Below are 24,443 nucleotides of genomic sequence, written 5' to 3' on the forward strand. Positions count from 1 at the left end.
TATTGAGGATCAGGTTTCTCGCACCGATCGATCGGCCGCACGACTTCGCTCCCACTTGTTTGTTCGACCCCTTCCCCCCTTCTTATTCTCAGGAAGTTAGGTCGCATCATGCGTAAGCCGGGAAAGCGAGCGCTCACCATCGGCCTCCTGGTTGTTGCGGCCCTGGTCGCGGTGCCAGTGGTGATCTGGGTTTCGTTAACTCATCAGCCTGATTTCTATCGAGCCATCGTTCAGGTTCCGCGCGAAAGGCAGGAAGCTGAGGCCCGGCGGTTCGTGACCCAGAGCCTCCAGCTCCGCAACGACATCATCAACGAACCGACCTGGGAGGCGATCTTCACCGACCAGGAGGTGAACGCCTGGCTCGCCAAGGATCTGGTGACGGAGTTCGCCGATCAACTTCCTCCCGAGGTCCACGAGCCCCGGATCGTCTTTGGTGTCGACCGAATCACGCTGGCCTTCGAGCTCGACCAGGGACCTGTCCGCTCGGTCATCTGGGTCGTGGCGCGGCCGCAGATCCCCGAACCCAACGTTCTCGAGCTGACGTTCGAGAAGATCAGGGCGGGAGTCTTGCCGGTCCCCGCCGAACAGGTGATTGATCGGATCGTCAATCATGCCCGCGCCCAAGGCCTGGACGTCCGGCGTGAGTTGGCTGATGGCCTCCCCGTCGTCATCGTGCGTTACACTCCCCACTCCGAGCGCGATGACGTCCTCCTGGAGCAAGTTCAGATCCGCGAAGGAGAGATTCGACTCGCGGGACGCTCCAATCGCGCCAAGGGACAGGTTGACGCTCCGAGTCTGCCCACTCGTAAGGTCCTTCAGTCCAGGTTCCCGAAGCGGAAGAACCAGGAAAAAGGCTCGGCGGCAACCCCGGTTTCCACTCTGAAGAGTACGGCCTCTCCCTCGACCTGACCCCCTTCCCACCGAAAACGGATCAGTTCGGGCGTCCAGAGCCTCGGCTCATACGATCCGGAATCCCACCGGTGAACCGAGCCACGCCCTCCGGAAATCTCACCTTCATACTCAAGATAGTGCAAACGATGATCGGCCAGCGCCCGCGCTGGCAGGTTCTTATCCGCGACGATCGCCTCGTCGATCGCCCAGGTTCGTAGGACACCGTCCGACTCGAGCATCAGGTCCCAATGAACCCCGTTCCAGCGATGCTCCAAGATCACGAATCGCCCCATCAACGCCCCCTCGGGTCCGTTTGTCATTCGCTTCAGACGTGAGTTCAACCGCTGCGGTTATCCGAAAGAAAAGTCCACTCTCGAGGCAGCGATCAATTCCGCTCAGACCGAGGTCTGGTGAGTCGTGACACATTGCGTTAACTTGAGATGACTCTCGCAATAGCAGCCTCCCATGATTCCGAAGTTGTGATCGGAATGGGTCACGACTTTCGGCTCTGGACAAGCGACGCGCCATCCTAATTAACGATCGTACCTCCGCCAGGTGGGGATGGAAGCCAGGCCATTTCCCTTTTGACTTTTACGGCGGGGTAGGAAAGGAACGAATCGCGGTGACACCGAAAGAGGTCTTGGCGCAGATCCGGCAGCGTGAGGTGACGACCGTCGACCTCCGTTTCATGGACTTTCCGGGGGTCTGGCAGCACTTTTCGATCCCTGCCGATTCCCTGACCGAGGAGACGTTCGAGGAAGGGATCGGCTTCGACGGATCAAGCGTGGTCGGCTGGAGGGCGATCAACGAGGCCGACCTCTTGGTCGTCCCGCAGCCCGAAACCGTCTTGATCGACCCGTTCACCGCGCAGCCTACCCTCACGATGGTCTGCAATATTCAGGACCCGATCACCCAGCAGGATTATACGAGAGACCCGCGAAACATCGCCCGCAAGGCCGTCAGCCATATGAGGAGCACCGGGCTGGCCGAAATTTGCCAGCTGGCCCCGGAACTCGAGTTCTTCGTCTTCGATGACGTCCGCTTCGACCAGCGCGGGCACGAGGCCTACTATCACGTCGACTCGGTGGAAGGGGATTGGAATCGTGGACGCGCGGAGCGTCCCAACCTGGGCTACAAGCCAGGCTCAGGCCTGGGATACTTCCCCTGCCCGCCCACCGACACGCTCGCCGATCTCCGGACCGAGATGGCCCAGCGAATGGCCGAGTGCGGCATTGCTACGTCGGCCCACTATCACGAGGTCGCCACCGGCGGACAGTGCGAGATCGACCTGAACCCCAAGTCGCTCGTCGAGAGCGCCGATCAGGTGATGCTGGCCAAGTACATCATTCGCAATGTCGCCAGGCGCAATGGCAAGACCGCGACCTTCATGCCCAAGCCCCTCTACGGCGACAACGGGTCAGGAATGCACACGCATTTCTCGCTCTGGAAGGGGGAAACTCCCCTGCTCGCCGGCAACGGCTACGCCGGACTCAGTGACCTCGGCATGTACGCCATCGGCGGACTCCTCAAACATGCCGCGGCGCTCTCCGCATTCGCGAATCCGACGACCAACAGTTACAAGCGGCTGGTCGAAGGCTTCGAGGCACCGACCAAGCTCGCCTATAGCCGTCGCAATCGCGCGGCAGTCATCCGGATTCCGATCCACAGCCCCAGCCCCAAGAGCCGCCGGATCGAGTATCGCGGCCCTGATAGCGCGGCCAACCCGTACCTGCTGTTCTCGGCGATGCTCATGGCGGCACTCGACGGTATCCAAGGGAAGATGCGCCCCGGCGATCCACTGGATAAGGACATCTACGACCTTCAACCCGAAGAGCTTGCCAACGTGCCAACCGTTCCCCGATCGCTCGAGGAGTCGCTCGACGCCCTCCGCGCCGATCACGACTTCCTGCTCCGGGGTGACGTCTTTACCTCCGACGTGATCGACACCTGGATCTGGTACAAGCAAACCCACGAGGTCGAGGCCCTCCGAGTCCGGCCGCACCCCTACGAATTCAACCTCTACTACGACGTCTAAACCGGAAGGCCAAGGCACGTACTCGCGGGCGGCGGCCCACGTCCGCGAGGTCATGCCCCTGTTGCCATGCCCAGGGTGTGCATTGCCCTGGGGCAACCTTTGGAGCGCCGTCCGTGAACCTGCCAGTCCCCTGGCTGATGAACGGTCGCCGTTTCGAGATTCCAACGAACCGAGCCCACCGATTCAACGAACCCGGTGGGCGGTTTTTCTTTTCGACCTGATCCTCAAACCTAGAGCGGTTTAAGATCGCATTGCGCACGGTGGAGGAAAACGGGGACTGGCTCCCGGCCCGCTCCATGCTCGGCTTTTCCGGACGACCTGGCGGCCGGGTGCCTGTCCCCATTTTCCGGGCTGTCACGGGCGGCCTCGGCGGAAAGGGGGACAGGCACCTCCGCTGCGCTCCGGAGCCAGTCCCCGTTTCCGCACGTGCTCCTGAGTCTTGAGACCAACCACCGTGCGCAACGCATCCGCAAACCGCTCTAAAGGAAGGCCCAGCGAGGCGGTAAACAGCTACCAAACGCCTCGTTTTCAAGGGGTTTTTGCCGAAAAACATACATAAGCTCCTCTGAACTCAACCGAATTCATGGCATGCAACCTCAATAATGCCTCATTTAAGTGTTTGACCCCGTGAACCGTTACGAATACCGGGGATCAGGCCGTCAGTGATTTCAGGGGAATTCTGGAGGCATTCAAAAAAATGGGTGCCTGCTTTTCGACGCCACCAGACCACTCAGACCACCTGACCTGCCTACTTTGGGTGCGTAGCCACTGATTTCCCGCACAAAAAGACGGACCAGCTCCAGGAGATAAGGCCTATCAATGGTATCAGGAGCCATCCGGCCCAGACGCTGAGGCATCGGATGTCATCGCAGTGGATCCGCCTTCTCAGAACATAGTCGTTGACGCCACAAAGGTTTCGGTAGGTGGGCTTGACGGCGGGACACCAGAAACTTATACGACACATGTCATGTTTCAGCCAGTCGATCCCATTGATGGAAAAACCGGCGACTGGATCGGCATCGCGAAGTTGGATTGGGGCTGGGGGGGGACAGGTGTCGTAAACACCGGTGGAACCTTGCTCGACAACTTGACGGATCCAGTAAATAATGCACCAGATCCTACCGCTCCGCTGTATGGCCATGCCATGGCTCAACCGCTTTGGTTGACCACAAGCACAGCGATTGTCAACGCCGGCTTTATCCAACTCTGAGTTGTTTCAAGGGTTTCAGCCTTCGAATACCATCGAAATGAAAGGATGTCATTTCATGAAGATTTCCTGTTTTTCTCATGTTTGCGCTGTTTCGATTACCTTATTTATGGTGATCTGCTCGGCTTCGCGGTCGGACGAGATGCCTAGCCGTGTAGGAGTTTCTGAGGAACCGGAGCGTCCGACAATTCAATTAGGAGACGCGAAGGCTCCGCTGGCGATCGCAATAAGGCCCGATGGCGGAGCGCTTGCTACCTGCACGCGAAGTAGTCCTGTAGGCGTCTGGGATACCGCCGATGGTCGCCTGTTGCTCAGGATTGCCGATCACGCTGACGGTCTGTTCGCGGTGGGTGTCGCAATGAGCGGCGATGGGAGGAGGATTGTAACTGGAGGCCCGGCCATCTACGAAGAACTGAGAGACGAACTTCGGGTATATCCGAGAAGACATGGAAGTCTCGTCAAACTGTGGGATGCAGAATCGGGCCGTTTGATCAGATCATTCGTTCAAGGAAATACCCAGTATTTCCAAAAAGTTGCTGTCAATAGTTCCGCAACGCTTGTCGCTTGCGCCGATTATAGGCTGAATACTGTCTTGTGGGATGGAACTAACGGCAAAGTGATCTCTTCGGTAGATGGGCCGGCCTCAAGTGCAACTTCGCTCAAATCATGCTCCACAGCTTTCAGCGCTGACGCGACACGCTTCGCAGCACTCGCGTTCAATTTTGCCGAGAAGCGTTCGCCCTATCACCGGAACTCACGAACTCTATACCTCTGTGATCTAAACAACCGTCGTGCCTTTACGGTCTCTCCCATTCCTGGGAGTGGATTAGAATTCGGTGCCATTGCCCTCAGCGGCGACGGAAGCGAGGTCGCAGTTTGGCGATTCGGTACTGCGCCTGCCGAGCAAGATTTGGTGCTATTTGACTTCAAAACAGGGAAGATTAAGGCCGAGCTTCCTACGCCGGCCCTTAACGATTTCTGCTACAGCTTACATCGCAGATGATTCGATCATCGCGTTGGGCAAGACGACAGGGCAGGTTTTCCTTTTAGACCGTGCGACCGGGGTGAGGATTGCCGAGTTTACATCAGGCACCGGGCCTATTCGGTCAATCGCATTCAAACGCGGATCGGTTCTCGTTGTGTCCGAGTTAAGTGAGAATAAGGTCTCAGTTGGGCTGAGTACGGAGCATCAAAATGGCTCTCTTCAGGTCAGGCAACATAAAATCTCTCTTCCTCGCCCTTAAGCACCCCCGGGAGAAAACAGCAAGTACAGTACATCACTTGTGTGGCCCAGGAGTGGCCAGGAACTTCCGAAGGGGTAGGCTGAGTAAGTTAGGCGTACAGCTGATGCCTCACTGAAATCCTACGGGGCCGGAGGTTTCGACGGCCAGGTTCGCCAATCTGCCAGGATCACTCCGTCGCAGGTGCCTGGCTAAAGCTCTCTCCCCCCTGTTGTGGCATAGTCACAGAACCACAACTTTACCGCCCGGCAGGATGCCGCAAGGCCAATGGCCTGCATGGTAAACCTCCATGAGGCGACACCAGAACCCTGGTTCATTAACAAGGATTTCATATGTTGCTTGCCTTACGGCAAAAAGAGCTGCACCTCGGGCAGCTTCTGTGAAGTCGTGCGGACCGACTTTTAATGCGGGATGGCCTTTGAATCTGCCCAGTGCAGAGACAGCAACTCTGTAGATATCAAGACTCTTCCGAGAAATCTCCTTCCGCATCCCGAGCTGCTCGGCACGCTCCTCCAACGAAGGCCGGTGAATCGGATCATCCTGTTCCCTTGAACTTGGCAACCAGTCCATTTGATCAGCGATCCGTTCCAGGTCATCTGCGTCGGTAGGCACATTGGCCCAGGGGCCCAATGTGAAGATTTGTACAAAATCACCATTAACTCCTGGCTCCGCCAACCGGCCGAACCACGTAGTATCGATTAATAGCGACCTCAGTACATCGACTGTCATCTTGGCCTCCTCAGATCAGTCGTGGTCCCTGACGGCAAGGCCCGCGATTCCTGCTGGATCGTATCCCGCAGTACGCCTCCGGCGGCGTGGGCCGGGAGTGGCCAGGCACTCCCAAAAGGGTAGGCTAGATAAGTTCGGCGAACGGCTAGTGCCTCACTGAAATCCCACGGGGCCTAAGGTTTCGACGGTCAAGCTCGCCAATCTTCCAGGATCACCCCATCGCAGGAGCCTGGCTTGAGCCCCCTCCCCATCCCCGCGGTCTTGGCGAAGCTGGGGGTGGATTTGCTACCATCGAACGTGTCAGGGGAGCCTGATCCCACAGAGTGACGACCCGGCCGAGGGACCGAATAACGTCGAATGTCCCCGTGGCGCAAAGCCATGGTAAAAGCGTGGCGCTCCGATCACCAACGTCGGATCCGGCTGTGTGGGGTCACTCGCCTGATATTACCAGTGTGGCGAGCGTGATCTGCAGCGACAGAGATGGTCCATCGGCCCGCAGTTCGTCCCCGGATCCTGAACGAACCGCCGGTATGCCTGGCCGGGACGGGGCCACTTCGTCCCCAGGCTGCCCGCCCTGGTTTCCACTGTTTCCTACATGGCTGTCTTTTCCTCCCCGCAACGCTCGCCGCCCCGCCGGTGTTGGGCGACGGCGTGGGCTTGGCCGTCGCAAAGTCGGAGCCCCAACAATTCGGGGCGTCTCGGCGAAAGCCGGGGTGGTCGGGGCGGGAGGTGGAGGGCGGACGGGGTGGGTGACTCTGATAGGTCGGGATGGTCGTCTTGGCTGACGATCTCCAGATGCCGAACACCGGATTACTGCCCGCCCTTGATGATCGATACAAATCTGGACACGTTCGAGATCTTACTGCCAATCATGGGAATGGTTGCAGAATTGCGTACACGATTGAGCCGAGGTGATGGCAAATCAAGTTTCACATGCCCTTCAACGACAACAGCCTCGCTCTCTCCATTGCAGAACGACACATTGAGGCTGCATTTTGCCAGGAAAACCTCGTGCAGATCGAACCAAAATGGAGAGAGTGAAACCAGAGCCGAGGTTGAACCTCCAGGACACAATTCAACGATTGGATCGCTTTCTTCCCAGCAAAGAATTGTCCGGCCGATCGGTACTTGTTCGCCGGACTCCGCATATAGCCTGATTCCGGTGTAGGGATTTGGGAAGCTAACTCGAAGCTCCTCATTTGAAATATTTTTCACTTCAATAACTATGCCATCGCCTTGGCTGGACGCCGACACGAAGGCGGACAGGTATGACTCGAAGTTTTTCATTTACCGCATTCCTCGTTGAAACGGACCGAGCTCGCCCCATCTCTGAAGGTAATTGGCGGCTTCAGGTGAAACACGGAGTGGGCTCGTTGGTGCTCCCTCCCGTACCGTCAGTGGGTGACTCAATCTTGGGTCTCGAAGCTGTTGCAGCAAAGGAATTTCTTCGGCTTCGTGGGTCAAAATCACTTGACTCCGACTACGAAGGCCCAGTTGGGACAACTCTGGCGCATTGAGAACAGAACGTGGGCTAAGCACGCCTGAATCAACGGTCATCGAACCATTCAGATAGCCAGAACCACCGAATACCTCGCCAAATTCGTCTGACATACGAAACATAACTTGATCCTCGGCGTTCTGTATACCCATCCGCTGAGCCACCCTACCGGTGATCCGGTCCATTTGCTGCTCGATCATTTGTCCAGTCTTCGAGGCATTTACACTTGTCTCGAACGACGGGTTGAACCGTGGTGCGGCATCACCCACCGCCCTTGCTGTGCTTGGAGCAATCCCCTTAGCCACGGCAGCGGATTCGGCCCCGACCGCTTTTCCTACGATAGCCTCCGCTGCCGTCTTGGCCGCAGCGCCGGTTCGACCAACTATCCCTTTAACCTTGCTTGTGATTTTAGCGACGGTTGCCGTCTTGCTGAGCGCTTTCAAGCTACCGCCCGTTGCTATCCCGATCAAGACATCGCCGACGAGTGCTCCTTGGCCTCGATTAGTTCCTGATTTCTCGCTGATATCTTGAATGACGGCCTTGCCCGTCTGTATTGGATGGGCAACAGCTGTTCCGAGTCCTTGCGCAGTCTGAATTGGATGCCGGCCCATTTGCCATAACCCCTGGGCCGTGGGCCAGGAGTGGCCAGGCACTTCCGAAAGGGTAGGCTGGGGAAGCTCGGCGAACGGCTGATGCCTCACTGAAATCCCACGGGGCCTGAGCTTTCGACGGTCAGGTTCGCCAATCTGCTAGGACCACTCCGGCGCAGGTGCCTGGCTAAAGCCCCCTCCCCTAGGCCTCCCGTCTTGTCGGATCGAAGGTGCATGGCCAAGTCTCCCCTGACTCCTGCCCAAGCCCCGAGGGTGCTGAGCCCGACGGCCGGGCCGGCCCTCCCCTCCCGCCGGCGAGCCCGTCCAGAATGATCTACAAACAACTCCCCGCTAAATCCCCACAGGCCGGTTCCATCCGGGCCTCTCCCACGACGGCCTACGCCAGCCCCCTCCTTCATCCGGGCTCATCTCGAGCCCTCATCGTCGCCGGGGACGAGCCCGGAGGTGGCCAGGCGAGGGGCGGACGGGGCGACCAGAGGTGGGGGGCGGGTCCGAGGGGTGGAGGGCGGACGGGGTGGGTGGGTCTGCTTGGATGGGGCTATTACCCCTGCCAGCCGTCAGGCCTTGAAAGATAAGGTTCCTCCCTTGGGGAAAATCTGGAGGTCCTTAACTGGAAACTCACTACCGCCTTCAAAGATGGCTGAGAATCGGATACTGCTGATCCGATCCTCAATCTGATCGAGAATGCTGAAAGTTTGATTATTGACGACATCTTCATATTCCACAAACATTTTTTGAAAGGAATCGGACATTCGATCCACGTTGACGGAGCCGGAATAGCAGTCTCCCAGGAACTCCACCAAACCTGTCGCTACGACGTTTCTCCCCTCATCCACGATCGTAATGGCTTCGTGTGGCATTGTCATTCTCCAAGAAAGATATCCTTAAAAGCTTTGGACAGTCGGGCAAGATTCTCGTCAGTAAACCCAGCGACCCCATCCGGGTGAATAAGTCGGTGATGATTCGGCAACTTCTTCGTGCGATTGGGAATAACGTCGAACCCAGCCCCTCGAATCGCCTCCTCGGTCGTCGAACCTACTGTCTTTGCCAATTCATGTGTGAGAAAAGGGGGACATAGCGGAATGCCACGAAGATAGCCTAGAAGTTCTTCATCGGCAACGACTTGCGCAGCTCCGACCGCGGCTTGGTCATGAGCATATACTGCTTGGCTCTTCGTTTCTTCACCCGCGGCTCGACTCGGCCACTACGCGACGGGTTGACGACCAATACCGAGAGGTCCCCATCCTCGATCCCGATCAACCAACGCACCGTATCCACCAGCCCGATCCGATCGGGATCCACCCCTTGCAGTCGAGCCGACTCCCCCATCACCGAACGTACCAGGTTGTACGCCAGCGCGAACATCGCCAACTCTTTCAATACACCATCCACCGTCTCGCATCGAAGCACATCCATTTTCATGCTAATTTTCAGATGCCTGAGATTGATCTCGACCTGCCATCTCCGGCAGTAGAGTCCAGCCAGCGCCTCGGCCGGGTACGTCGCCGCATCCAGCAAGCTTGTCACCAACGTGATTTCGCGCACCCGATATCCAGGGACCTCCACGCGGTAGCGCAGCTCCCGCACCGGGAGCTCCCCAGGCAACGTCCCATATTCCTCCGCCGTCATCCACGAAGGCTTATACTTCGGCTTGTACCAGACGACGACCTGGTCCGAGTCCCCCTGCGACAGGATCCAACGCGAGCGGGGCAGACCCGGCACGTCCCTCGACCCGCCCCCGGTCCCCGGCCGGCCGGGGGTGAAGTCGACGATCTGCTTCTGATGGATCCGGAACACACCGTGCAATCGGCGGCCGAGCAACAAAGCCATATGGGCGTAGGAGCAGAACCCACGATCCCCGAGCACGAGGTCGCCGGGTTCCAACTCCCGCGAGATCGCCACGACCTGCGACATCTCGTGGCTGCGCAACGGAGCCGGTATCGAGCGGAGCAGCATCCCGGTCGTGAGATCGAACATCGCCAGCCACTTGGCTACGGGGAAACCGCAGCCCTTCTTCTGGTTGCCGGGCTGGCCGAAGTGGCGTTGCAACTCGGGCTCGTCGGGCATGGAGAAGCTGGAGCCGTCGACGACCCAGACCCGATGCCCGAGCCACCGCGAGGTGTCGGCGGTCGCGGCACGTGACGTGGCGGCGACCTTCTCGAGGAGCCAGTGGAGGACAGCCAGCGGGAGCCGCTTGCGGGCTTGGCAGTAGGCGCTGTCGGTGAAGGACCAGCCGCCGAAATGGACGACGTGCTTGCAGGCGGTGTTGCCGTGGAGGACCTGGAGCAAGAAGAGGTAGATGGTGATGGTCGGGTCGAGGACGCGCTTCCGCCAGGAGTAGTTGCACTGGCGACACCCCTCCTCGATGGTCTCCTTGGCCAAATCGGCGGCGACGTCTTGGCGCAGTCGGTTGAGGATGGGGATGATACGCGGCGGCATGAGAGGGCTCCGTCTGGTACCCGAGTGGCGTTGTAATCCACCACCAGGGTGCCGGACGCCCCTCTCGTGCTCAATAAGCGACAACTTGTTCACAGGTCAAGGCTTGTGCGCTATCTACGTGGCATTCGGGACATAGCGATTTTAGGACTTCTCTTTCGGGGGACGCAAGCACGACTCCAATCCCAGCCGGGTCGCCGTTTCGCGGGTCCATGATTCCCCACCATAAGGTCGGCACCGGGATACTGAGTGCCGCAACCGTTCGAGGTCGCCGACGGAGAGAGCTTCGTAATCGCCAGCCTTAGGGAAGACGGCCTCGCGGCGGTTGCCCCGATTCAAGACGTGATACCAAAGGCCAGCGACGGAGGCACGAGCGGTACGTGGTATCCCACCACGAGAAGCGCCATGGCGTCTGCCGTCAATAAATCGCTATGTCCCTCTTTTCCCTCTTCAGCATGAAAATGTATGTGCTGCGATGCGAGACGGTGGATGGTGTGTTGAAGGAATTGGCGATGTTCGCGCTGGCGTATAATCTGGTGCGTTCGGTGATGGGGGAGTCGGCTCGACTGCAAGAGGTGGATCCCGATCGGATCGGGCTGGTGGATACGGTGCGTTGGTTGATCGGGATCGAGGACGGGGACCTTTCGGGGTTGGTCGTCAACCCGTCGCGTCGTGGCCGAGTCGAGCCGCGGGCGAAGAAACGAAGAGGCAAGCAGTACATGTTCATGACAAAGCCGCGGTCGGAGCTACGCAAGTCGTTGCCGATGAAGCACTTCTAGGCTATCTTCATGGCATTCCGCTATGTCCCCCTTTTCCCGACCACATCGCCGATCATCGTGGCGGGGCTGATGCCCTGCGTTGCCATCGCCACGGCGACCGCTGTTGCAAAGACAAGAATCAAACAATTCTTGACGATTCCCGTGTGGCAGGCAAGGTGGTCGCCCCCTGTTCCGTGATGGCCATGCCCCTGCTACTTTTCTTGTGCGAAAGCTTTGCAGAATCGCACGCACGGACTAATGGCTACGTCTTTCTATCCACCTTCTCTTCAAGAAGTTGCAGCAGTGCCGGTTCGCCCTTTCTTTTGGGAATGTCGAGTGGCGAGAGATTCACGTTGTTAAGATGCTCTGGGTCGGCTCCATAGTTCAAAAGCATCGCCACCATCTCGTAGTCTCCTCGTGCGTTGAATGCCGCCGTCCATAATGGCTGGTTCCCGTGCTTGTCGCTAACTGCAACGGCTTCAGGACATTTCTTCATAAGTGCTTCAAGGACGTTTGGAAGCTTGTGTTGAATTGCGTAATGGAATGCGGTTGCCCCGTCGGAATCTTGAATCGCAACATTTGCTCCAGCCTCCAAAAGCTCGGAAACGGCATCTGCACTTTTCCAAGCAATTGCTAAGTGCAAAGGTGTCTTGCCTGTATCATCGATCAGGTTTGGATTGGCTCCTTCCTTTAGGGCAACTCGAAGTTCTTCAACTTTGTTAGTTCTTGCTAGCTCGTGAACGTCATGCAGTTTCATGGGACGAGTCCTTTATTGGTATCTTCGACTGCGATTTGGTGAACGTCCTTCGGGCAGATAATTTGACGGATTGTTGTACTCGTCGAGAAACTGCTTTCTGGAAATCTTTCCTTCGATAAAACGTGTCTTCAAGTCTTGATACAACTTGCCGGGGATGTGGCCCATGTCCCACTGCCCGTCCCGATTCTTGAGTCGGTCCCAAGTGGCCAGGAGTGGCCAGGCACTTCCGAAAGGGTAGGCTGGGGAAGCTCGGCGAACGGCTGATGCCTCACTGAAATCCCACGGGGCCTGAGCTTTCGACGGTCAGGTTCGTCAATCTGCCAGGATCACCCCATCGCAGGTGCCTGGCTAGAGTTCCCTCTCCCACCAGGGTGCCGGACGCCCCTCTCGTGCTCAATAAGCGACAACTTGTTCACATGTCAAGGCTTGTGCGCCATCTACGTGGCATTCCGCTATGTCCCCCTTTTCCATCCCCCCGTTCGTGGCGGGGCTGATGCACTGAGTTGCCGATGCCACAGCGACGGCTGTTGCAAAGATAAGAATCAAACAATTCTTGGCGATTCCGTTGGCAGGCAAGGTGATCGGCCCCTGTCCCGTGATGGCTATGCCCCTGTTTCTCATCTGATGCGAAGGCTTTGCAAAATCGCACGCAGGGGCGACGCCAAGAATCGCCAGCGGGAACAATAGATACAGACATGAAGACATTTTACGAATGTCTGGCGATGCGGGAAGGGCTATGGCTCAACGACAAGAATGCCGTGATCGGCATGTCGAACATCAACCCGCTGATGCAGAAGAAAGCGAAGGTCAAGCCATTGAAACTGCCGAAGGCGAAGCTGGGCGTCTAAACTCAACGTTTAGCAGTCGGACTTTCGGACAAAACAGTTAAACCAGCGGATGTAACCGAGTACGTTGGCTGTGACGGATTTGCCCCGACATGCGCAACAACATAACCATCTGATTCCAGACCCTTTAGAGATTGCATCAGATGCTCTTCTCGTCCAACGCATTCAGATGACAATGCTCGATCAATCTGATACCAGCTTAGCTGCCCATCCTTTGATTGGATCAGTTTCAGCAGGTGAACTCGAAAACTATTCATTAACATATCCTTCTAACGTACTCACGCTTGGATGGTATAACACGCCACGGTCTTCTTTCAACAAGTAGTCTTCTAACGTGGCTGTGTGAGCATTGTTCCACAGATCGTATGCTGCATCCGCATCCAACGGTTGACCGTTAGGGAACCCAAGACGCTTGGGCCAGAAGTGGCCAGGCACTTTCAAAAGGGTAGACTGGGTAATTTCGGCGAACGACTGATGCCTCACTGAATTCCCACGGGGCCGGAGGTTACGACGTTCAGGTTTGCCAATCTGCCAGGATCTCTCCGTCGCAGGCGCCTGACTCCCCCCACTTAGGCCTCGCGTCTTACCGGCTCGAAGGTGCCTGGCCAAGTCTCCCCTATCTTATTTCAGGATCACGAACGAGCATATCTAAAAAAGAAGAAAATGTATCGCTTAAGTGCAACATCCTAAAGTCATCATCGTGAATGCACAATCCGACAGTCGGACTTCCTGAACTATAATCAAGCAAGATTTGGTTGCCCCCAGAGTCGTTAGCGATCGGTACAACCCTGTCGCCAAGAACCCCCTGCCACTCGCCCTTCGCACGCCAAAGCCCCTCTAGATCATCCTTCTCGGGAGAAAGGTGGTAAAAACGGTTCACGGACCAAAGTGTATCTTCCTCGGCTCCCGAAGGTCGAAATGAGTCGATTTCCGGGTGCCCACCGTTTGTTTGCTTGAGAAACGACACGTAATCGGGCGGCAACCGCAGATTGAAATGAGATTCAAAGGCCCCGATTTCTTCGTCAGTGGGCACACGGCGAAAGACCGGCCGTCCACCTTCATTGATGTTCAGTTCGTTCAAATCACGCATGGCCTCTAGCCTCTGTTTTCGTTTAGGGGCGCCAGCAGGTCTAGCCCACTCGGCATACCCTCCTGCCGCACCTCGGTCAGGATGAATCACTCGCCACCATGGAGAACCTGGAGTGTGCTGCTCTGTCGGAACAAGCCGCATAACTCCCCGCGGACCGTTCGCAGTCGTAGAGGATGCATGCTCCCAGGTCCATCCCGATGGCGTCGCCCTCCCACCCACTGGACTGACCGAGCCCTGCACGCCTGGAATCAGATCATCCATCATCTGGGCGAATGCAGGATCGGACGATGTGGAGCCAGGAGTGGCCAGGCACTTCCGAAAGGGTAGGCTGGGGAAGCTCGGCGAACGGCTGATGCCTCACTGAAATCCCACGGGGCCTGAGGTTTCGACGGTCAGGTTCGCCAATCTGCCAGGATCACTCCGCCGCAGGTGCCTCTGACTAACCCGGATTATTCAAACTCGACTCAATAAAGAGGCCTCTGATTTCGTCTAATGTGTTACTACAACGACACATTCGACGCCACCAGAGGCCTCCCTATGAGTTTACACTCTGTTCCGCCGGTGTCATTGGATTTCTTGGCCTCGCGGCCTGTCGAAATCGAAGTCTCTTCCTCACCGCTTTCCAGTGATGCCGGACTGCTGCTCATACGCCAGTTCGACGAGCGAATTCACCTCACGGAACAGTTCGCTGCCGCCCTTCAGGACACTCGAAATCCTTCGCTCGCCCGCCAGTCCATTGCCACGATGGTCCGGCAGCGGATCTTTGGAATCCTCGCCGATTACGAGGACCAGAACGACCACGACACTTTACGCTCCGATCCCGTCTTCAAACTCCTCGCCGGGCGTCTCCCGACGGCCTTGACCTCGCGAGTCAGCCAACGCTCGCGCTTCGAGAACGCGGTCTCGATCGCCGACCTCTGGAGGTTACGGGATGTGATGGTTGACCTCTTCATTCAGTCGTTCGATCGGCCGCCCAACCATCTCACCTTCGACATCGACGCGTTCGACGACCCGCACATGGCCAGCAACAACTCACTATGTTTCATGGCTACTATGAACAGAATCAGTATTTGCCAATTGCCATAACGTGTGCAGAAAACGATATGGTTCTCCTCGTGGGACTGAGGTATGGCACCTGTGCTGCATTCTTGGGGCCAACAACGATCTGCGATATCTGGTGGGGCGATTGCGGGCTGTCTGGCCTGACGTGCAGATCCATGTCCGAGGCGACAGTGGCTTTGGCGTTCCCCTAATGTATGACGTCTGCCAGAATTGCGATTGAGCTATACCTTGGGAATCGGCATGAACTCTCGGCTGCGGGCCATGAGTGACGCTCTCCTGAAGGACGCCCTTCAGCAATACGAAGAGACTGGCCAACCTCAACGGTTGTTCCTTTGCGTCGAGTATCAGGCCGACAGTTGGCTCGCCCCCAACCGGTCGTGATCAAGGTCGAGGTCCATGCCCAGGGGACCAACCGGCGAGCCGTGGTCACCAACCGCCCTGGCTGTCGCGTTCTCCACAGGCGATTTATGACGAGTACACCATGCGGCGAGAGCGAAACCGGAACAAAGAACTGAAGACCGAGTTGCTGGCCGACCGTCTGAGCGACCACCGGTTCATGGCGAATTACTTCCGTCTCTACCTGCACACGGCCGCCTTGAATCTGCTGGTGCGACTCCGTCAGGCGGTGGTTCAAACCCTGCCAACGTCGGCCGAGTTGAATCTGCCAGCCGATTTTCCGACAGAAGCGATCGACGAGCCGAATCGCAAGCGGTTCTTTAACAAACGTCGCGAGCGTGATCCGCTGGGAGGTGGTTTCGCCAGCACCTGGCGGACTCGTTTGATCAAGGTTTCGGCGGAAGTGATCACCCGCGCGAGGCGAGTCATTGTGCGACTATCCAGCAGTTGGCCTCACATAGATCACTTTATGGAGGTCAGTCGAGCGGTGAATATGCCCCCTTCCCAACCTTCCCCGGGATAAGCCGGATTGATCCACGTCGGGGAGCGTAAAGGCCGTTTGGAACGCTATGGGGAGGGGGAAGGTACGCCCTCGACTTGCACGATGCGATCCTGAAATTAGGCCAGGTGCGTTCTTGAACACCATATCATCGAATTCAGTCCCGTCAGTTCCCAAAATGGCCCGAAGCCTGACGGGTTTGAATAATCTGGGCTAAAGCCCTCTACCGGGTATCGTAGTGACCCGTGAATGGGGACGGGCCTTTCTCGATAGCGTCCCATTCCTCTTTCTTGAATCGTTTTCGAGCCGAATCACACTTGGTCTTCAACCAATCCTCAAAGTAGTCGGCGGTTTGTTGAACGCCCAGTTCGTGCCGCCACTCGAAGTCAGGCGATTCTTTGCCTGCCTCCAGCAACAATTCTTTGAAACAAGCAAATGATGTTTCTGTACGCCCGAAGTGAATGAGCGATTTCGTCTGATCGTTCCCCGTTTCTCTTGGGCCAGCATACACTTGAACCAGCCAGTTGCTGCCACGCTGATAAAGTTTGGCGTTCCCAAATCGCAACACGAATTCTCTATATGAAGCGGGAAGCGGGAGATCGCAAGACTCCACCCCCCTACCGGAGTTCAGCAGATGCGGGGCCATCAACAAGATGGAACTTCGGAGTCTTGATTTGACTCATCTCTTCATCGTGCCATTCAAACATGACGTATTCGACCTCCCCTTATTGGTTTGGTGGCCGACCGCCCAACCGACCCCAACGCTGGAAGTCAGTCAGACCATCTGGCCCCGAAATCCAATGGGGAGCAGCCGGGCCGCTGAAGCTCGGTTCAACAAAGTGAGGATCGCCGCCGTTCCTAAGAGAGCGGGGATATTCCAATGAACCTGCCCGTATCTCCGGCTGATGAACGGCCGCCGCTTTCGAGGCTCCAACGAACCGAGCCCACCGATTCAAAAGAACCAGGTGGGCCGTTTTTCGTTTCGACCTGATCCCAAGGGGGCGAACGAACGAAGGCCCGCTCCCGACGCCCAGAGCCACCCGTTGGTCAACGGCTCGAAGCGGATGGAGTCAGGCCTTGGGGCTCGCTCGCCAGCTCGGAAGAACACTCCGTGCTTTTATGAAGAAGGGACAGAGGGCTCGAGGGTAGCCTTGGGGGGCTCGGGCTGTTCGGTGCGAACCGCGAGCAGCATGATCACGATCGCCCCGGCGACGAGCATGTTGTCGGCGAAGTTGAAGATCGCGCAATCAAAGCCGATCGCATCGACGTGGAAATGAACGAAGTCGCGAACATGCCCCAGCATGACGCGGTCGTAGCAATTGCCCAGCGCTCCCGCCATGATCAAGCCGAGCGCAGCCGTGAGCCAAGCGTCGGACGCACCACCATAGACGAAGAGATAGTAGAGAATCGCTAGGGCGGCGATCACCGAGAGCCCCGCGAAGACGAGACTGCTGTTCGGAATGCTTCGGCCAAATCCCCAGAGTGCACCGCGATTGAAGCTCGTGTGCAATTCCAGGATATTCGGGATCAGTGAGATGGGCCGAGACCCGGGGGGACCAACGCGATCGAAGACGATCGCCTTGGTTACCAGGTCGAACCCGGCACCCCCGAGGGCAATCGTCCAGAACAGGGCCCAGCGAGTCCATCCGACCGACTCATTCATCCGCGACTCTCCAACTGGCGAGCGCACTGAATACAGTGCCGCGTGTAAGGTAGGGCTTGCAGCCGAGGCTTAGCGATGGGTGCTTCGCACTCCTGGCAGCGGCCAAACGTCCCTGCGTTGATCCGGTCAAGAGCTTCGTAAACCTGCTCCAAGGTCCCCTGCTCGTTCTCGATCAAGCCGAGGGTGAATTCCTGGTCGTAGTTCTCGGTGCCAACATCCGCCATGTGGAGGGGGACGTTGGAGAGATTGCCCGACGAGTCGGGCTGATCGCGTCTCAAGGCTTCGTCGGTCATCTGGTCCAGATCGCCGCGCAGCCTGGTCCGCAGGGCGACCAGGACCTGCCGGAACGACTCGACTTCATCGCTCTTTAGAACGCTGGCCATGAATCCCCCACCTTAAGCAGCGACTGGTGGCGCGGAAGGACGGGCATGCTAGGCCCCTCGCCCCTTCCTGTCAATCCGAACGCATCTCGGGGCGGAACCCCCGCGTGCTAACCTGATTCATCCTTTATTGGATGAATACTTCCAGCGTACACCGCCCAAGCCCGGGAAATCCACCCCGAAAAACCTGAACTTGCCTTGTCGACCGCCTAAAGGGGCACGCCTACCGAGCGTCTCAGGCCAGATCCGGGATCGATCTAGCCACCATCGCGGCGAGCAGGGTAGTGTTACGTCTCGGCGGCCTTCGTCACGCCTTTGACGAGGGTCACGAGACCTCGATGCGAGAGACGTACGCGATGTCCACGATCCGTCCGAAAACGATCTTCATCACGGGGGCCACCGGCCTCGTCGGCAGCCATGTGGTGGAAGAAGCGATCCGCAGGGGCCACAAGGTCCGCGCGCTCGTCCGCGCGTCGAGCGATACGCGCTGGCTCGATCAGTGGGGAGTCGAAAAGGTCCTCGGCGATCTTGCCGACCCGGACGCCCTCCGGCGCGGGGCCGAGGGCGCGGACTGGATCTTCAACTGTGCTGCGAAAGTGGGCGATTGGGGTACCCTCGAGGAATTCCGGAGCCTGAACGTCGACGCCTTCCGGCACTTGCTCGATGCGGCCGTGGCCTCGAAGGTTGAACGCTTCGTCCACGTGAGTTCGCTCGGAGTCTACGAAGCACGCGATCACTTCGGGACCGACGAAACGGTCCCCCCCGCCGCCGAGTCACTCGACGCCTACACACGATCCAAGGTGGAGGCCGAGGAACTCGCAATCAGCTATGTTCAGAAGCACGGTCTGCCGCTAAGCGTCGTTCGTCCTGGCTTTATCTACGGCCCGCGCGATCGCACGGTCCTCCCCAAGTTGATCAAGGCCCTGCAAGGGGGACGGTTCGCTTACTTCGGCTCAGGAAATCAAGCCCTCAATTGCATCTACGTCAAGAACCTCGTCCAGGGCATCTTCCTCGCCGCCGAAGTTCCCCAGGCAATCGGGGAAATCTTCAACCTGACGGATGGCGCACGCGTCAGCAAACGCCAGTTCGTGGGCAAAGTGGCTGAGTTGGCCCACTTGAGAGCCCCTCGGAAGAAGATTCCACTCTGGCTCGCCTGGACCTTGGCCGTCCTCATGGAGCGGAGGGCGAAGCGACTCAAGTCGACGGAACCTCCCCTTGTCAACAAAGCCCGTTACAAATTCCTCGGACTCAACCTCGACTACTCGACCGCCAAGGCCGAGCGCATTCTCGGCTATCAGCCCGCCTTCACCACCGAGCAGGGACTCGTCGAGGCGATCGCGGACCTGATCCCCACTCCGGCCTAGACGGACACGACCGACCCAGCTCACGGCTTCACTCGGAATCTCTTGAGTGAGCTGAACTTGATGTGTCCGCAATCACCCCGTTCCCGCCCCACCCGAAAGGAAACAAAGGAAAAGGCATCCCATGGACTCCATCCAAGGCAAGCGAGTCGCCGTCCTCGTCGAGAAGTTTTACGAGGACCTGGAGCTCTGGTATCCGGTTTATCGGCTCCGTGAGGCAGGCTGTAACGTCAAGATCGTCGGCCCCAAGGCTGGCGAAACCTATGCATCGAAGCACGGCTACCCCGCCAAGTCCGACGTCGCCGCCAGCGACGTCAAGGCCAGCGACTTCGACGCCATCGTCATCCCCGGAGGTTATTCGCCGGATCACATGAGGCGTCATAAATCCATGATCGACCTGGTGACCCAGGCGGCTCAGCAAGGCAAGGTCCTCGCGGCGATCTGCCACGGCCCCTGGATGCTCTGCTCGGCGAAATGCCTGAAGGGCCGCAAGGTGACCGGTTTCTTTGCCATCCGAGACGACGTCGAGAACGCGGGCGGAGTCTGGGAAGATGCCCCCGTCGTCCGAGACGGCAATCTCGTCACCAGCCGAACTCCCGATGACCTCCCGGCCTTCATGCAAGGGATCCTCGCCGCCCTCAGCGAGTCCAAAGCCACGAACGCCTGATGCGCTCGATCCGCCTGTTCACCAATCCTACTGATCACAAGCGCTGGGGCCCCGCCCCAGCGTTTTCTTTTCCCCATACCCCCTCTCTTCCCACATCCCCCTTCGATATGGTTGACTTTGCGAAGAATAACGAACGAAAGGGCTGCCCGAAAAAAGGGCAACCTGGGGGTTCTCGTGATTTTCTGGGGTCTAGGCCCTTTTCTGGTCGATAGATCGAATGCTCTCCAACATCATTCACTGATCCACTGCGGTGGAGCCGAGCGAAGGGTGTTCTCCCAAATTGATCAAAAGAGTCTCCAGGCGGCGTCTCGGTAGCCAGGGCAAAGGATGTCCTTGGCGTGAGAGCCGCTGGACGTTTTCTACAATTCGAGGAGAGATCGCGATGACCTTCAGCGCTTTGCTCGCGCTAGGATGGCTCGGCTTGGCTCCCGCCCCACCAGAACTCGCTCCGCCCCCCCCTGCTCCGGCTTCCGCCGTCGCAGTCCCCACGCCGACAAGCGTGCACGACTCGGTTCCTTCGCCTCCTCCCGTCGGTTCGGCCAAACCTGAGGCGGAAGCCCCTGCGCCGACTTTTACGTTTACGTTGGGCGGCAAATGTGAAAACATCACGCCATTGACCCATGGGGATGCCAAAGGGGATGGTAAGGTTGAGGTTGAGGCGGGCGATAATCAGGTGAAGGCGGTTCTCGGGGCCGCGGCCGGGGCGAATGTGTTCGTTGGCTTTGAGTCGACGGCGACCGAGTCAGTCCACCTGGTTCAAGAGTTTGAGATCACCTGCTCCGACTCGTCGATCAGCCAGGTCTATCTCACCCTGGAGAGCAATCTGCTTGGATTCCTTCGGAGCAAGCACAAGGCCTCGGCCGGGGTCCGACTCGCCAGCGCGACGATTGCGCCTGTCGGTTGGGCGACGACTCCTTTGGCGGTCAACTACCAGACCGTCGGCGTCGCCGGGCCGAATGGTTGCAACGGCGGCCCCAAGGGCTTCAAGTACGAGACTCCTCTCGAACCGATCAAGTCACCGCCAATGCCGTTGGGCCGTTACGTCCTCCACGCGACTTTTGTCGTTTCCGCCTCCGCATCAGGCCTGCTCGATGCACATTCCACGGCGATCTTCATGGCAGAAAGTGAAGATCTCGACGCCTGGGAGCGCGAGCACGACCCGTTCAAGGGGGATGCGCACGACGACTTCGGGTTCAGTTTGACCCTCAAGGCCGATGCGCCTCCCGGTTACCCCGCCGTCACGCACCGAAAGATGCCCAAGCGGATCAGCTCCCGGACGCGACCCCGGCAGACCCACTGAGCCAGACGGGCCGCATCTCCAACGATGGCCCACCTTCTGACTCACTTCATTCGCTTGTGATTGGGATCGGTTCCTGAGCCTCGATGGGCAGGGACCGATCCTGCCTTTCACTGAGGACAGTCCTTCCCTTCCGCCGGGATCCCCCCCGAAAGTGCGCCCTTTCTTTTTTTCTTTCAACGATCCGTGACCGAGCCAAATAAACGAGGATTCTTGCGGTTTCCGCAACCGGTTGATGTGCAGTAGGACGGCCGGCCCGGCCGTAATCCCATCGGCGTCGGCGCGAGTCAGTGGCGAAAAAAATCCTGCAAGATTTCTCCGTCTGCGGCAACAATTCTCTTAAATGACGGAGACGGAGCCTTCACCCAATTCTGAACCGCCAATGCCGATCCCGATCGATTGGGGGGCGACCCTGGCCGAGCATGATCGCCGGCTGCGTATCGCAGTCAGTTCGCGACTTGGAGAGCGGCAGGCGGTCGAGGATGTGATGCAGGAGGTTGCGCTGGCCGCGGTCGCGCAGCGGGCCCCCCTCGCAGAGTCCGGTAAGGTGGGGCCTTGGCTGCGTCAGATTGCCATCCGACAGTGTCTCCTCTACCGCCGCCGCCGCGGTCGGCAATTCAAGCTCCTGGACCGATTCGTCAGGCGCGGGGAAGGAGCCACCGAGGAGGGAGCGTCGCCCAATCCGCTCGACTGGCTGATCGACATCGAGCGGGACCAGAAGGTCCGGAACGCCCTCTTGGGGCTCCCGAGCCGCGACGTAGAAATCTTGCTGCTCAAATACACCGAGGATTGGAGCTACCGCCAGCTTGCCGAACATCTGGGCATTGCGGAGAGTGCCCTGGAAAGTCGACTTCATCGAGCGCGTCGGCGTCTTCGTGAGTCGCTCGCAAGATGGCATCAGAGCGAGGTATCGGAATGAGTTTCGCCAAGGAGAATCCGGTCGACGACTGCTTGATTGACCGCCTGGTCGATGGTGAGCTTGAGGAGATGGAGCGACAACGGCTGCTCGCGCTTCTCGAGACCGAGCCGGGGGGTTGGCGGCGATGTGCCCTCGCCTTCCTCGAGGCTCAAGCCTGGACTCGCACGTTGAGCACGGCCTCCAAGAACGGATCCATCGACTTCGGCTGCAACGAATTGCAAACGCATGCTTTGATGAATTCCGGGCGGCCGGAGAACCTCCTCCGACAACGACGCACGCCAGTGGGGCGGCGGCTTTCCAACGCAGGGATTCTCGCGGCCGGGATCCTGCTCGCCTTCGCGGCCGGCTGGATCGCGAGTGGAGCCAGACGTCCGATCGGTCCCGCGACGGTCCCGTTTCCGACCGGCGGAGTCGCCGAGGTCCTCGCACCATCGAGCGGGCTGAAAATGGCCTTCGATCCAGGTCAGGAGTCGCCCGATCCGCCGGAACTCGAACAGAGTGAGCCCTCGTTCGCTCCGCAACTCGAAGAACTCACCAGGCAGGCCGAGGCCCCGCCCGTCCTCACCGAGTCCGTCCGCAGGGAGCTGGAACGGCAAGGTTATCATGTGCAGCAGCGCAGCGGCCTGGTTTCCCTGGAACTGGAAAACGGCCAGAGTCTGGAGGTGCCCGTGGATGAGGTTGAGCTTCGCTACGTCGGCAATCGCATTTACTGAGTTTTATCGAATCACACACGATTCTTTTTTGATCAAACCAGGAGGCTGTAATGACCGGTTTAAGGAATGTCTTCGGTCTGGCGGCGCTTGGCTCGACCTTGGTCTGGAGCAGCGCAGGCTGGGCCCGGCAGGAGAGCGACAAGCCGCCTCAGAAAGAAGCAGGGCGAGCCGAGACGAAGGAGATTCACACCGAGAAATCGACTCGTGAGCGCCGCGAGGCACTCAAAAAGCAGACCGAGGAACTCACCGATCGGATGCGCCGCTTGAAACGGGAGCATCTCAGGAGAGGTTTCGAATTTTCGATTCCCCCCTTCCACCTCAACGTGCGAGGAGATGGGTACGATTGGTACCTCTCCGAACCTCGCTCCAATGAGCTGGGGGCGGGCATCGTGTCGGCGGAAGAGGCGCTGCGCACCCAACTGGGGCTCCCCGACGGCCAGGGACTCAGTGTGAAATCCGTTGAACCTGATGGTCCCGCCGCCCGAGTCGGACTCCAGGTCAATGACATCCTCACAACATTGGCCGGGAAGCCGCTGGCAACACCCGCCGATCTGATCAAACAGCTCAAGGAAGCGGGCGAGAAGCCAGTGCCCCTCCAAATCCTACGGTCGGGCAAGTCGATGACGATCCAGGTCAAACCCGAATCTCACGTGACATTCGGCCCGGTGGCGGCCACTCGTCCCCAGTATCAGCTCGGCGTTCAAGTCGCAACGCTCGATGAGACACTCCGTTCCCAGCTCAAGGTTCCCGATCGGGAAGGACTTCTCGTCAGTGTCGTCGAAACGGGCAGCGCGGCCGAAAAGGCGGGGCTCAAAAAGCACGACATCCTGCTGGCCGTGGGCGAACAACCGCTCAGGAGTCCGGAAGATCTCGTCAATCAGATTCAGAATTCCGATGGAAAGGCCCTGAACTTCAAGTTGCTCCGAGCCGGTAAGATCATCACCCTTGAGGTGGCACCGGCCCTCAAGCCCGACACCGAAACGGACTCCCCCGACCTCGACAATGCGCCCAGTGTTCGGGGCGTACGTCCTTCCGGCCTGGTGCTGCCTCAACGGTTTGATCCGTCCTTTCCCTTCCCGAGGGCCTACGATCCGCTCTGGCGTCAGCGGACGGGAAACTTCCCAGTCAGGCAGACATTCACCCTGCCTCACACTTCGGGATCGCAACACGGCGATCTCCAGGGTGAGGTCATGGAACTACGGCGGTTGATCGAGCAACTTCAGAATTCGTTGCAGACGAAACCCGCTTCGGATCGCTCAGGACAATAGTTCCAACGCCGGTCCTCGCCCCTTGGCAAGCGAAGGACACCCGTAATCCCAGGGAAGTCGCTCAGGCGAAAGGGGAGAGTCGGCCCTTGCGGTCCTCGATCGGTTCGGCCATCTTGAGGG

Annotated in this window: 27 protein-coding genes; 15 read left to right on the plus strand and 12 right to left on the minus strand. The window is 58.4% G+C overall.

All coding sequences use genetic code 11. The features are described from left to right. Positions 1 to 108: 108 nt before the first annotated feature. On the plus strand, positions 109 to 909 hold the full coding sequence (locus tag V5E97_RS18290; protein WP_406700719.1) for a hypothetical protein: 801 nt from the start codon (positions 109 to 111) through the stop codon (positions 907 to 909). On the opposite strand, the gene V5E97_RS18295 is transcribed toward V5E97_RS18290, so the two are convergent. After that, complete coding sequence (locus V5E97_RS18295; RefSeq protein WP_406700720.1) at positions 816 to 1,211, minus strand: DNA polymerase ligase N-terminal domain-containing protein; 396 nt, start codon at positions 1,209 to 1,211, stop codon at positions 816 to 818. The two genes, V5E97_RS18290 and V5E97_RS18295, sit on opposite strands and share 94 nt — an antisense overlap. A gap of 302 nt (positions 1,212 to 1,513) precedes the next feature. Between V5E97_RS18295 and glnA the strand changes: the two genes are divergently transcribed. The 3 genes from glnA (at position 1,514) to V5E97_RS18310 (ending at position 5,136) form a co-directional block, all read left to right on the plus strand. Continuing rightward, positions 1,514 to 2,926, plus strand: a complete 1,413-nt coding sequence (gene glnA / locus V5E97_RS18300; RefSeq protein WP_406700721.1) for a type I glutamate--ammonia ligase — start codon at positions 1,514 to 1,516, stop codon at positions 2,924 to 2,926. A gap of 967 nt (positions 2,927 to 3,893) precedes the next feature. Then, positions 3,894 to 4,136, plus strand: coding sequence for a hypothetical protein (locus V5E97_RS18305; RefSeq protein WP_406700722.1), 243 nt, complete (start codon positions 3,894 to 3,896; stop codon positions 4,134 to 4,136). 55 nt (positions 4,137 to 4,191) lie between these two features. After that, entirely contained in the window at positions 4,192 to 5,136 is a 945-nt protein-coding gene (locus V5E97_RS18310) for a WD40 repeat domain-containing protein (RefSeq protein ID WP_406700723.1), read from the plus strand. 460 nt (positions 5,137 to 5,596) lie between these two features. Here V5E97_RS18310 and V5E97_RS18315 read toward each other — a convergent pair whose 3' ends face one another. The 5 genes from V5E97_RS18315 to V5E97_RS18335 form a co-directional block, all read right to left on the minus strand. Next, the gene (locus V5E97_RS18315; protein WP_406700724.1) at positions 5,597 to 6,103 is read right to left on the minus strand and encodes a hypothetical protein; all 507 of its coding nucleotides are present in this window, start codon (positions 6,101 to 6,103) and stop codon (positions 5,597 to 5,599) included. An 810-nt stretch (positions 6,104 to 6,913) separates the two neighbouring features. Then, positions 6,914 to 7,390, minus strand: a complete 477-nt coding sequence (locus V5E97_RS18320; protein ID WP_406700725.1) for a hypothetical protein — start codon at positions 7,388 to 7,390, stop codon at positions 6,914 to 6,916. Beyond that, positions 7,391 to 8,212, minus strand: a complete 822-nt coding sequence (locus V5E97_RS18325; protein ID WP_406700726.1) for a hypothetical protein — start codon at positions 8,210 to 8,212, stop codon at positions 7,391 to 7,393. Positions 8,213 to 8,769: 557 nt separating this feature from the next. Beyond that, positions 8,770 to 9,072: a hypothetical protein gene (locus tag V5E97_RS18330; protein WP_406700727.1), complete on the minus strand. Its 303-nt coding sequence runs from the start codon at positions 9,070 to 9,072 to the stop codon at positions 8,770 to 8,772. Positions 9,073 to 9,310: 238 nt separating this feature from the next. After that, entirely contained in the window at positions 9,311 to 10,651 is a 1,341-nt protein-coding gene (locus V5E97_RS18335) for an IS4 family transposase (protein ID WP_406700728.1), read from the minus strand. Positions 10,652 to 11,079: 428 nt separating this feature from the next. Here V5E97_RS18335 and V5E97_RS18340 point away from each other — a divergent pair, with 428 nt between their 5' ends. Further along, positions 11,080 to 11,427, plus strand: coding sequence for a hypothetical protein (locus V5E97_RS18340; protein WP_406701319.1), 348 nt, complete (start codon positions 11,080 to 11,082; stop codon positions 11,425 to 11,427). Positions 11,428 to 11,668: 241 nt separating this feature from the next. Here the strand turns inward: V5E97_RS18340 and V5E97_RS18345 are convergent, their stop codons facing one another. Continuing rightward, complete coding sequence (locus tag V5E97_RS18345; protein ID WP_406700729.1) at positions 11,669 to 12,163, minus strand: ankyrin repeat domain-containing protein; 495 nt, start codon at positions 12,161 to 12,163, stop codon at positions 11,669 to 11,671. 12 nt (positions 12,164 to 12,175) lie between these two features. Beyond that, positions 12,176 to 12,328 carry a GH-E family nuclease gene (locus V5E97_RS18350; RefSeq protein WP_406700730.1) on the minus strand — a complete coding sequence of 51 codons (153 nt, stop codon included), beginning with the start codon at positions 12,326 to 12,328 and terminating at the stop codon, positions 12,176 to 12,178. Between the two features lie 530 nt (positions 12,329 to 12,858). On the opposite strand from V5E97_RS18350, the gene V5E97_RS18355 reads away from it, so the two are divergent. Then, positions 12,859 to 13,011, plus strand: coding sequence for a hypothetical protein (locus V5E97_RS18355; RefSeq protein ID WP_406700731.1), 153 nt, complete (start codon positions 12,859 to 12,861; stop codon positions 13,009 to 13,011). A gap of 613 nt (positions 13,012 to 13,624) precedes the next feature. Here the strand turns inward: V5E97_RS18355 and V5E97_RS18360 are convergent. Then, positions 13,625 to 14,098 (minus strand): SMI1/KNR4 family protein, encoded by a 474-nt coding sequence (locus V5E97_RS18360; RefSeq protein ID WP_406700732.1) that lies wholly within the window; start codon positions 14,096 to 14,098, stop codon positions 13,625 to 13,627. Positions 14,099 to 14,635: 537 nt separating this feature from the next. Between V5E97_RS18360 and V5E97_RS18365 the strand changes: the two genes are divergently transcribed. The 3 genes from V5E97_RS18365 to V5E97_RS18375 all read left to right on the plus strand — a co-directional run bounded on the left by V5E97_RS18365 (position 14,636) and on the right by V5E97_RS18375 (position 16,079). Continuing rightward, positions 14,636 to 15,184 carry a transposase gene (locus V5E97_RS18365; protein ID WP_406700733.1) on the plus strand — a complete coding sequence of 183 codons (549 nt, stop codon included), beginning with the start codon at positions 14,636 to 14,638 and terminating at the stop codon, positions 15,182 to 15,184. A gap of 216 nt (positions 15,185 to 15,400) precedes the next feature. After that, entirely contained in the window at positions 15,401 to 15,541 is a 141-nt protein-coding gene (locus V5E97_RS18370) for a hypothetical protein (RefSeq protein WP_406699068.1), read from the plus strand. Positions 15,542 to 15,641: 100 nt separating this feature from the next. Next, a complete protein-coding gene (locus V5E97_RS18375) occupies positions 15,642 to 16,079 on the plus strand; it encodes a transposase (protein WP_406700734.1) in 438 nt (145 codons plus the stop codon). Positions 16,080 to 16,278: 199 nt separating this feature from the next. On the opposite strand, the gene V5E97_RS18380 is transcribed toward V5E97_RS18375, so the two are convergent. The 3 genes from V5E97_RS18380 to V5E97_RS18390 all read right to left on the minus strand — a co-directional run bounded on the left by V5E97_RS18380 (position 16,279) and on the right by V5E97_RS18390 (position 18,101). Further along, the gene (locus V5E97_RS18380) at positions 16,279 to 16,623 is read right to left on the minus strand and encodes a hypothetical protein (protein WP_406700735.1); all 345 of its coding nucleotides are present in this window, start codon (positions 16,621 to 16,623) and stop codon (positions 16,279 to 16,281) included. A 549-nt stretch (positions 16,624 to 17,172) separates the two neighbouring features. Further along, a complete protein-coding gene (gene lspA, locus V5E97_RS18385) occupies positions 17,173 to 17,718 on the minus strand; it encodes a signal peptidase II (protein WP_406700736.1) in 546 nt (181 codons plus the stop codon). Continuing rightward, a complete protein-coding gene (locus V5E97_RS18390) occupies positions 17,715 to 18,101 on the minus strand; it encodes a TraR/DksA family transcriptional regulator (RefSeq protein ID WP_406700737.1) in 387 nt (128 codons plus the stop codon). Before V5E97_RS18390 ends, lspA begins: the two co-directional genes overlap by 4 nt. Before the next feature lie 353 nt (positions 18,102 to 18,454). Here V5E97_RS18390 and V5E97_RS18395 point away from each other — a divergent pair, with 353 nt between their 5' ends. The 6 genes from V5E97_RS18395 (at position 18,455) to V5E97_RS18420 (ending at position 24,323) form a co-directional block, all read left to right on the plus strand. After that, complete coding sequence (locus tag V5E97_RS18395; protein ID WP_406700738.1) at positions 18,455 to 19,462, plus strand: NAD-dependent epimerase/dehydratase family protein; 1,008 nt, start codon at positions 18,455 to 18,457, stop codon at positions 19,460 to 19,462. Between the two features lie 121 nt (positions 19,463 to 19,583). Continuing rightward, positions 19,584 to 20,126, plus strand: a complete 543-nt coding sequence (locus tag V5E97_RS18400) for a type 1 glutamine amidotransferase domain-containing protein (RefSeq protein WP_406700739.1) — start codon at positions 19,584 to 19,586, stop codon at positions 20,124 to 20,126. A 382-nt stretch (positions 20,127 to 20,508) separates the two neighbouring features. Next, positions 20,509 to 21,426, plus strand: coding sequence for a hypothetical protein (locus V5E97_RS18405; protein WP_406700740.1), 918 nt, complete (start codon positions 20,509 to 20,511; stop codon positions 21,424 to 21,426). A 379-nt stretch (positions 21,427 to 21,805) separates the two neighbouring features. Continuing rightward, the gene (locus V5E97_RS18410) at positions 21,806 to 22,342 is read left to right on the plus strand and encodes an RNA polymerase sigma factor (RefSeq protein WP_406700741.1); all 537 of its coding nucleotides are present in this window, start codon (positions 21,806 to 21,808) and stop codon (positions 22,340 to 22,342) included. Beyond that, positions 22,339 to 23,055, plus strand: a complete 717-nt coding sequence (locus tag V5E97_RS18415) for a hypothetical protein (RefSeq protein WP_406700742.1) — start codon at positions 22,339 to 22,341, stop codon at positions 23,053 to 23,055. Before V5E97_RS18410 ends, V5E97_RS18415 begins: the two co-directional genes overlap by 4 nt. A 50-nt stretch (positions 23,056 to 23,105) precedes the next feature. Continuing rightward, positions 23,106 to 24,323 (plus strand): PDZ domain-containing protein, encoded by a 1,218-nt coding sequence (locus tag V5E97_RS18420; RefSeq protein ID WP_406700743.1) that lies wholly within the window; start codon positions 23,106 to 23,108, stop codon positions 24,321 to 24,323. Positions 24,324 to 24,443: the final 120 nt, after the last annotated feature.

This window comes from Singulisphaera photorubra (assembly GCF_045290345.1).
In the GTDB taxonomy this organism is placed as follows: domain Bacteria; phylum Planctomycetota; class Planctomycetia; order Isosphaerales; family Isosphaeraceae; genus Singulisphaera.

What these genes read in the sequence shown, in the direction of transcription:
- V5E97_RS18290 (WP_406700719.1), top strand. Translation starts at nt 109, where the DNA reads ATGCGTAAGCCGGGAAAGCGAGCGCTCACCATCGGCCTCCTGGTTGTT.
- V5E97_RS18295 (WP_406700720.1), bottom strand. Translation starts at nt 1,211, where the DNA reads ATGACAAACGGACCCGAGGGGGCGTTGATGGGGCGATTCGTGATCTTG.
- V5E97_RS18305 (WP_406700722.1), top strand. Translation starts at nt 3,894, where the DNA reads ATGTTTCAGCCAGTCGATCCCATTGATGGAAAAACCGGCGACTGGATC.
- V5E97_RS18310 (WP_406700723.1), top strand. Translation starts at nt 4,192, where the DNA reads ATGAAGATTTCCTGTTTTTCTCATGTTTGCGCTGTTTCGATTACCTTA.
- V5E97_RS18315 (WP_406700724.1), bottom strand. Translation starts at nt 6,103, where the DNA reads ATGACAGTCGATGTACTGAGGTCGCTATTAATCGATACTACGTGGTTC.
- V5E97_RS18320 (WP_406700725.1), bottom strand. Translation starts at nt 7,390, where the DNA reads ATGAAAAACTTCGAGTCATACCTGTCCGCCTTCGTGTCGGCGTCCAGC.
- V5E97_RS18325 (WP_406700726.1), bottom strand. Translation starts at nt 8,212, where the DNA reads ATGGGCCGGCATCCAATTCAGACTGCGCAAGGACTCGGAACAGCTGTT.
- V5E97_RS18330 (WP_406700727.1), bottom strand. Translation starts at nt 9,072, where the DNA reads ATGCCACACGAAGCCATTACGATCGTGGATGAGGGGAGAAACGTCGTA.
- V5E97_RS18335 (WP_406700728.1), bottom strand. Translation starts at nt 10,651, where the DNA reads ATGCCGCCGCGTATCATCCCCATCCTCAACCGACTGCGCCAAGACGTC.
- V5E97_RS18340 (WP_406701319.1), top strand. Translation starts at nt 11,080, where the DNA reads ATGTCCCTCTTTTCCCTCTTCAGCATGAAAATGTATGTGCTGCGATGC.
- V5E97_RS18345 (WP_406700729.1), bottom strand. Translation starts at nt 12,163, where the DNA reads ATGAAACTGCATGACGTTCACGAGCTAGCAAGAACTAACAAAGTTGAA.
- V5E97_RS18350 (WP_406700730.1), bottom strand. Translation starts at nt 12,328, where the DNA reads ATGGGCCACATCCCCGGCAAGTTGTATCAAGACTTGAAGACACGTTTT.
- V5E97_RS18355 (WP_406700731.1), top strand. Translation starts at nt 12,859, where the DNA reads ATGAAGACATTTTACGAATGTCTGGCGATGCGGGAAGGGCTATGGCTC.
- V5E97_RS18360 (WP_406700732.1), bottom strand. Translation starts at nt 14,098, where the DNA reads ATGCGTGATTTGAACGAACTGAACATCAATGAAGGTGGACGGCCGGTC.
- V5E97_RS18365 (WP_406700733.1), top strand. Translation starts at nt 14,636, where the DNA reads ATGAGTTTACACTCTGTTCCGCCGGTGTCATTGGATTTCTTGGCCTCG.
- V5E97_RS18370 (WP_406699068.1), top strand. Translation starts at nt 15,401, where the DNA reads ATGAACTCTCGGCTGCGGGCCATGAGTGACGCTCTCCTGAAGGACGCC.
- V5E97_RS18375 (WP_406700734.1), top strand. Translation starts at nt 15,642, where the DNA reads ATGCGGCGAGAGCGAAACCGGAACAAAGAACTGAAGACCGAGTTGCTG.
- lspA (WP_406700736.1), bottom strand. Translation starts at nt 17,718, where the DNA reads ATGAATGAGTCGGTCGGATGGACTCGCTGGGCCCTGTTCTGGACGATT.
- V5E97_RS18390 (WP_406700737.1), bottom strand. Translation starts at nt 18,101, where the DNA reads ATGGCCAGCGTTCTAAAGAGCGATGAAGTCGAGTCGTTCCGGCAGGTC.
- V5E97_RS18395 (WP_406700738.1), top strand. Translation starts at nt 18,455, where the DNA reads ATGTCCACGATCCGTCCGAAAACGATCTTCATCACGGGGGCCACCGGC.
- V5E97_RS18400 (WP_406700739.1), top strand. Translation starts at nt 19,584, where the DNA reads ATGGACTCCATCCAAGGCAAGCGAGTCGCCGTCCTCGTCGAGAAGTTT.
- V5E97_RS18405 (WP_406700740.1), top strand. Translation starts at nt 20,509, where the DNA reads ATGACCTTCAGCGCTTTGCTCGCGCTAGGATGGCTCGGCTTGGCTCCC.
- V5E97_RS18410 (WP_406700741.1), top strand. Translation starts at nt 21,806, where the DNA reads ATGCCGATCCCGATCGATTGGGGGGCGACCCTGGCCGAGCATGATCGC.
- V5E97_RS18415 (WP_406700742.1), top strand. Translation starts at nt 22,339, where the DNA reads ATGAGTTTCGCCAAGGAGAATCCGGTCGACGACTGCTTGATTGACCGC.
- V5E97_RS18420 (WP_406700743.1), top strand. Translation starts at nt 23,106, where the DNA reads ATGACCGGTTTAAGGAATGTCTTCGGTCTGGCGGCGCTTGGCTCGACC.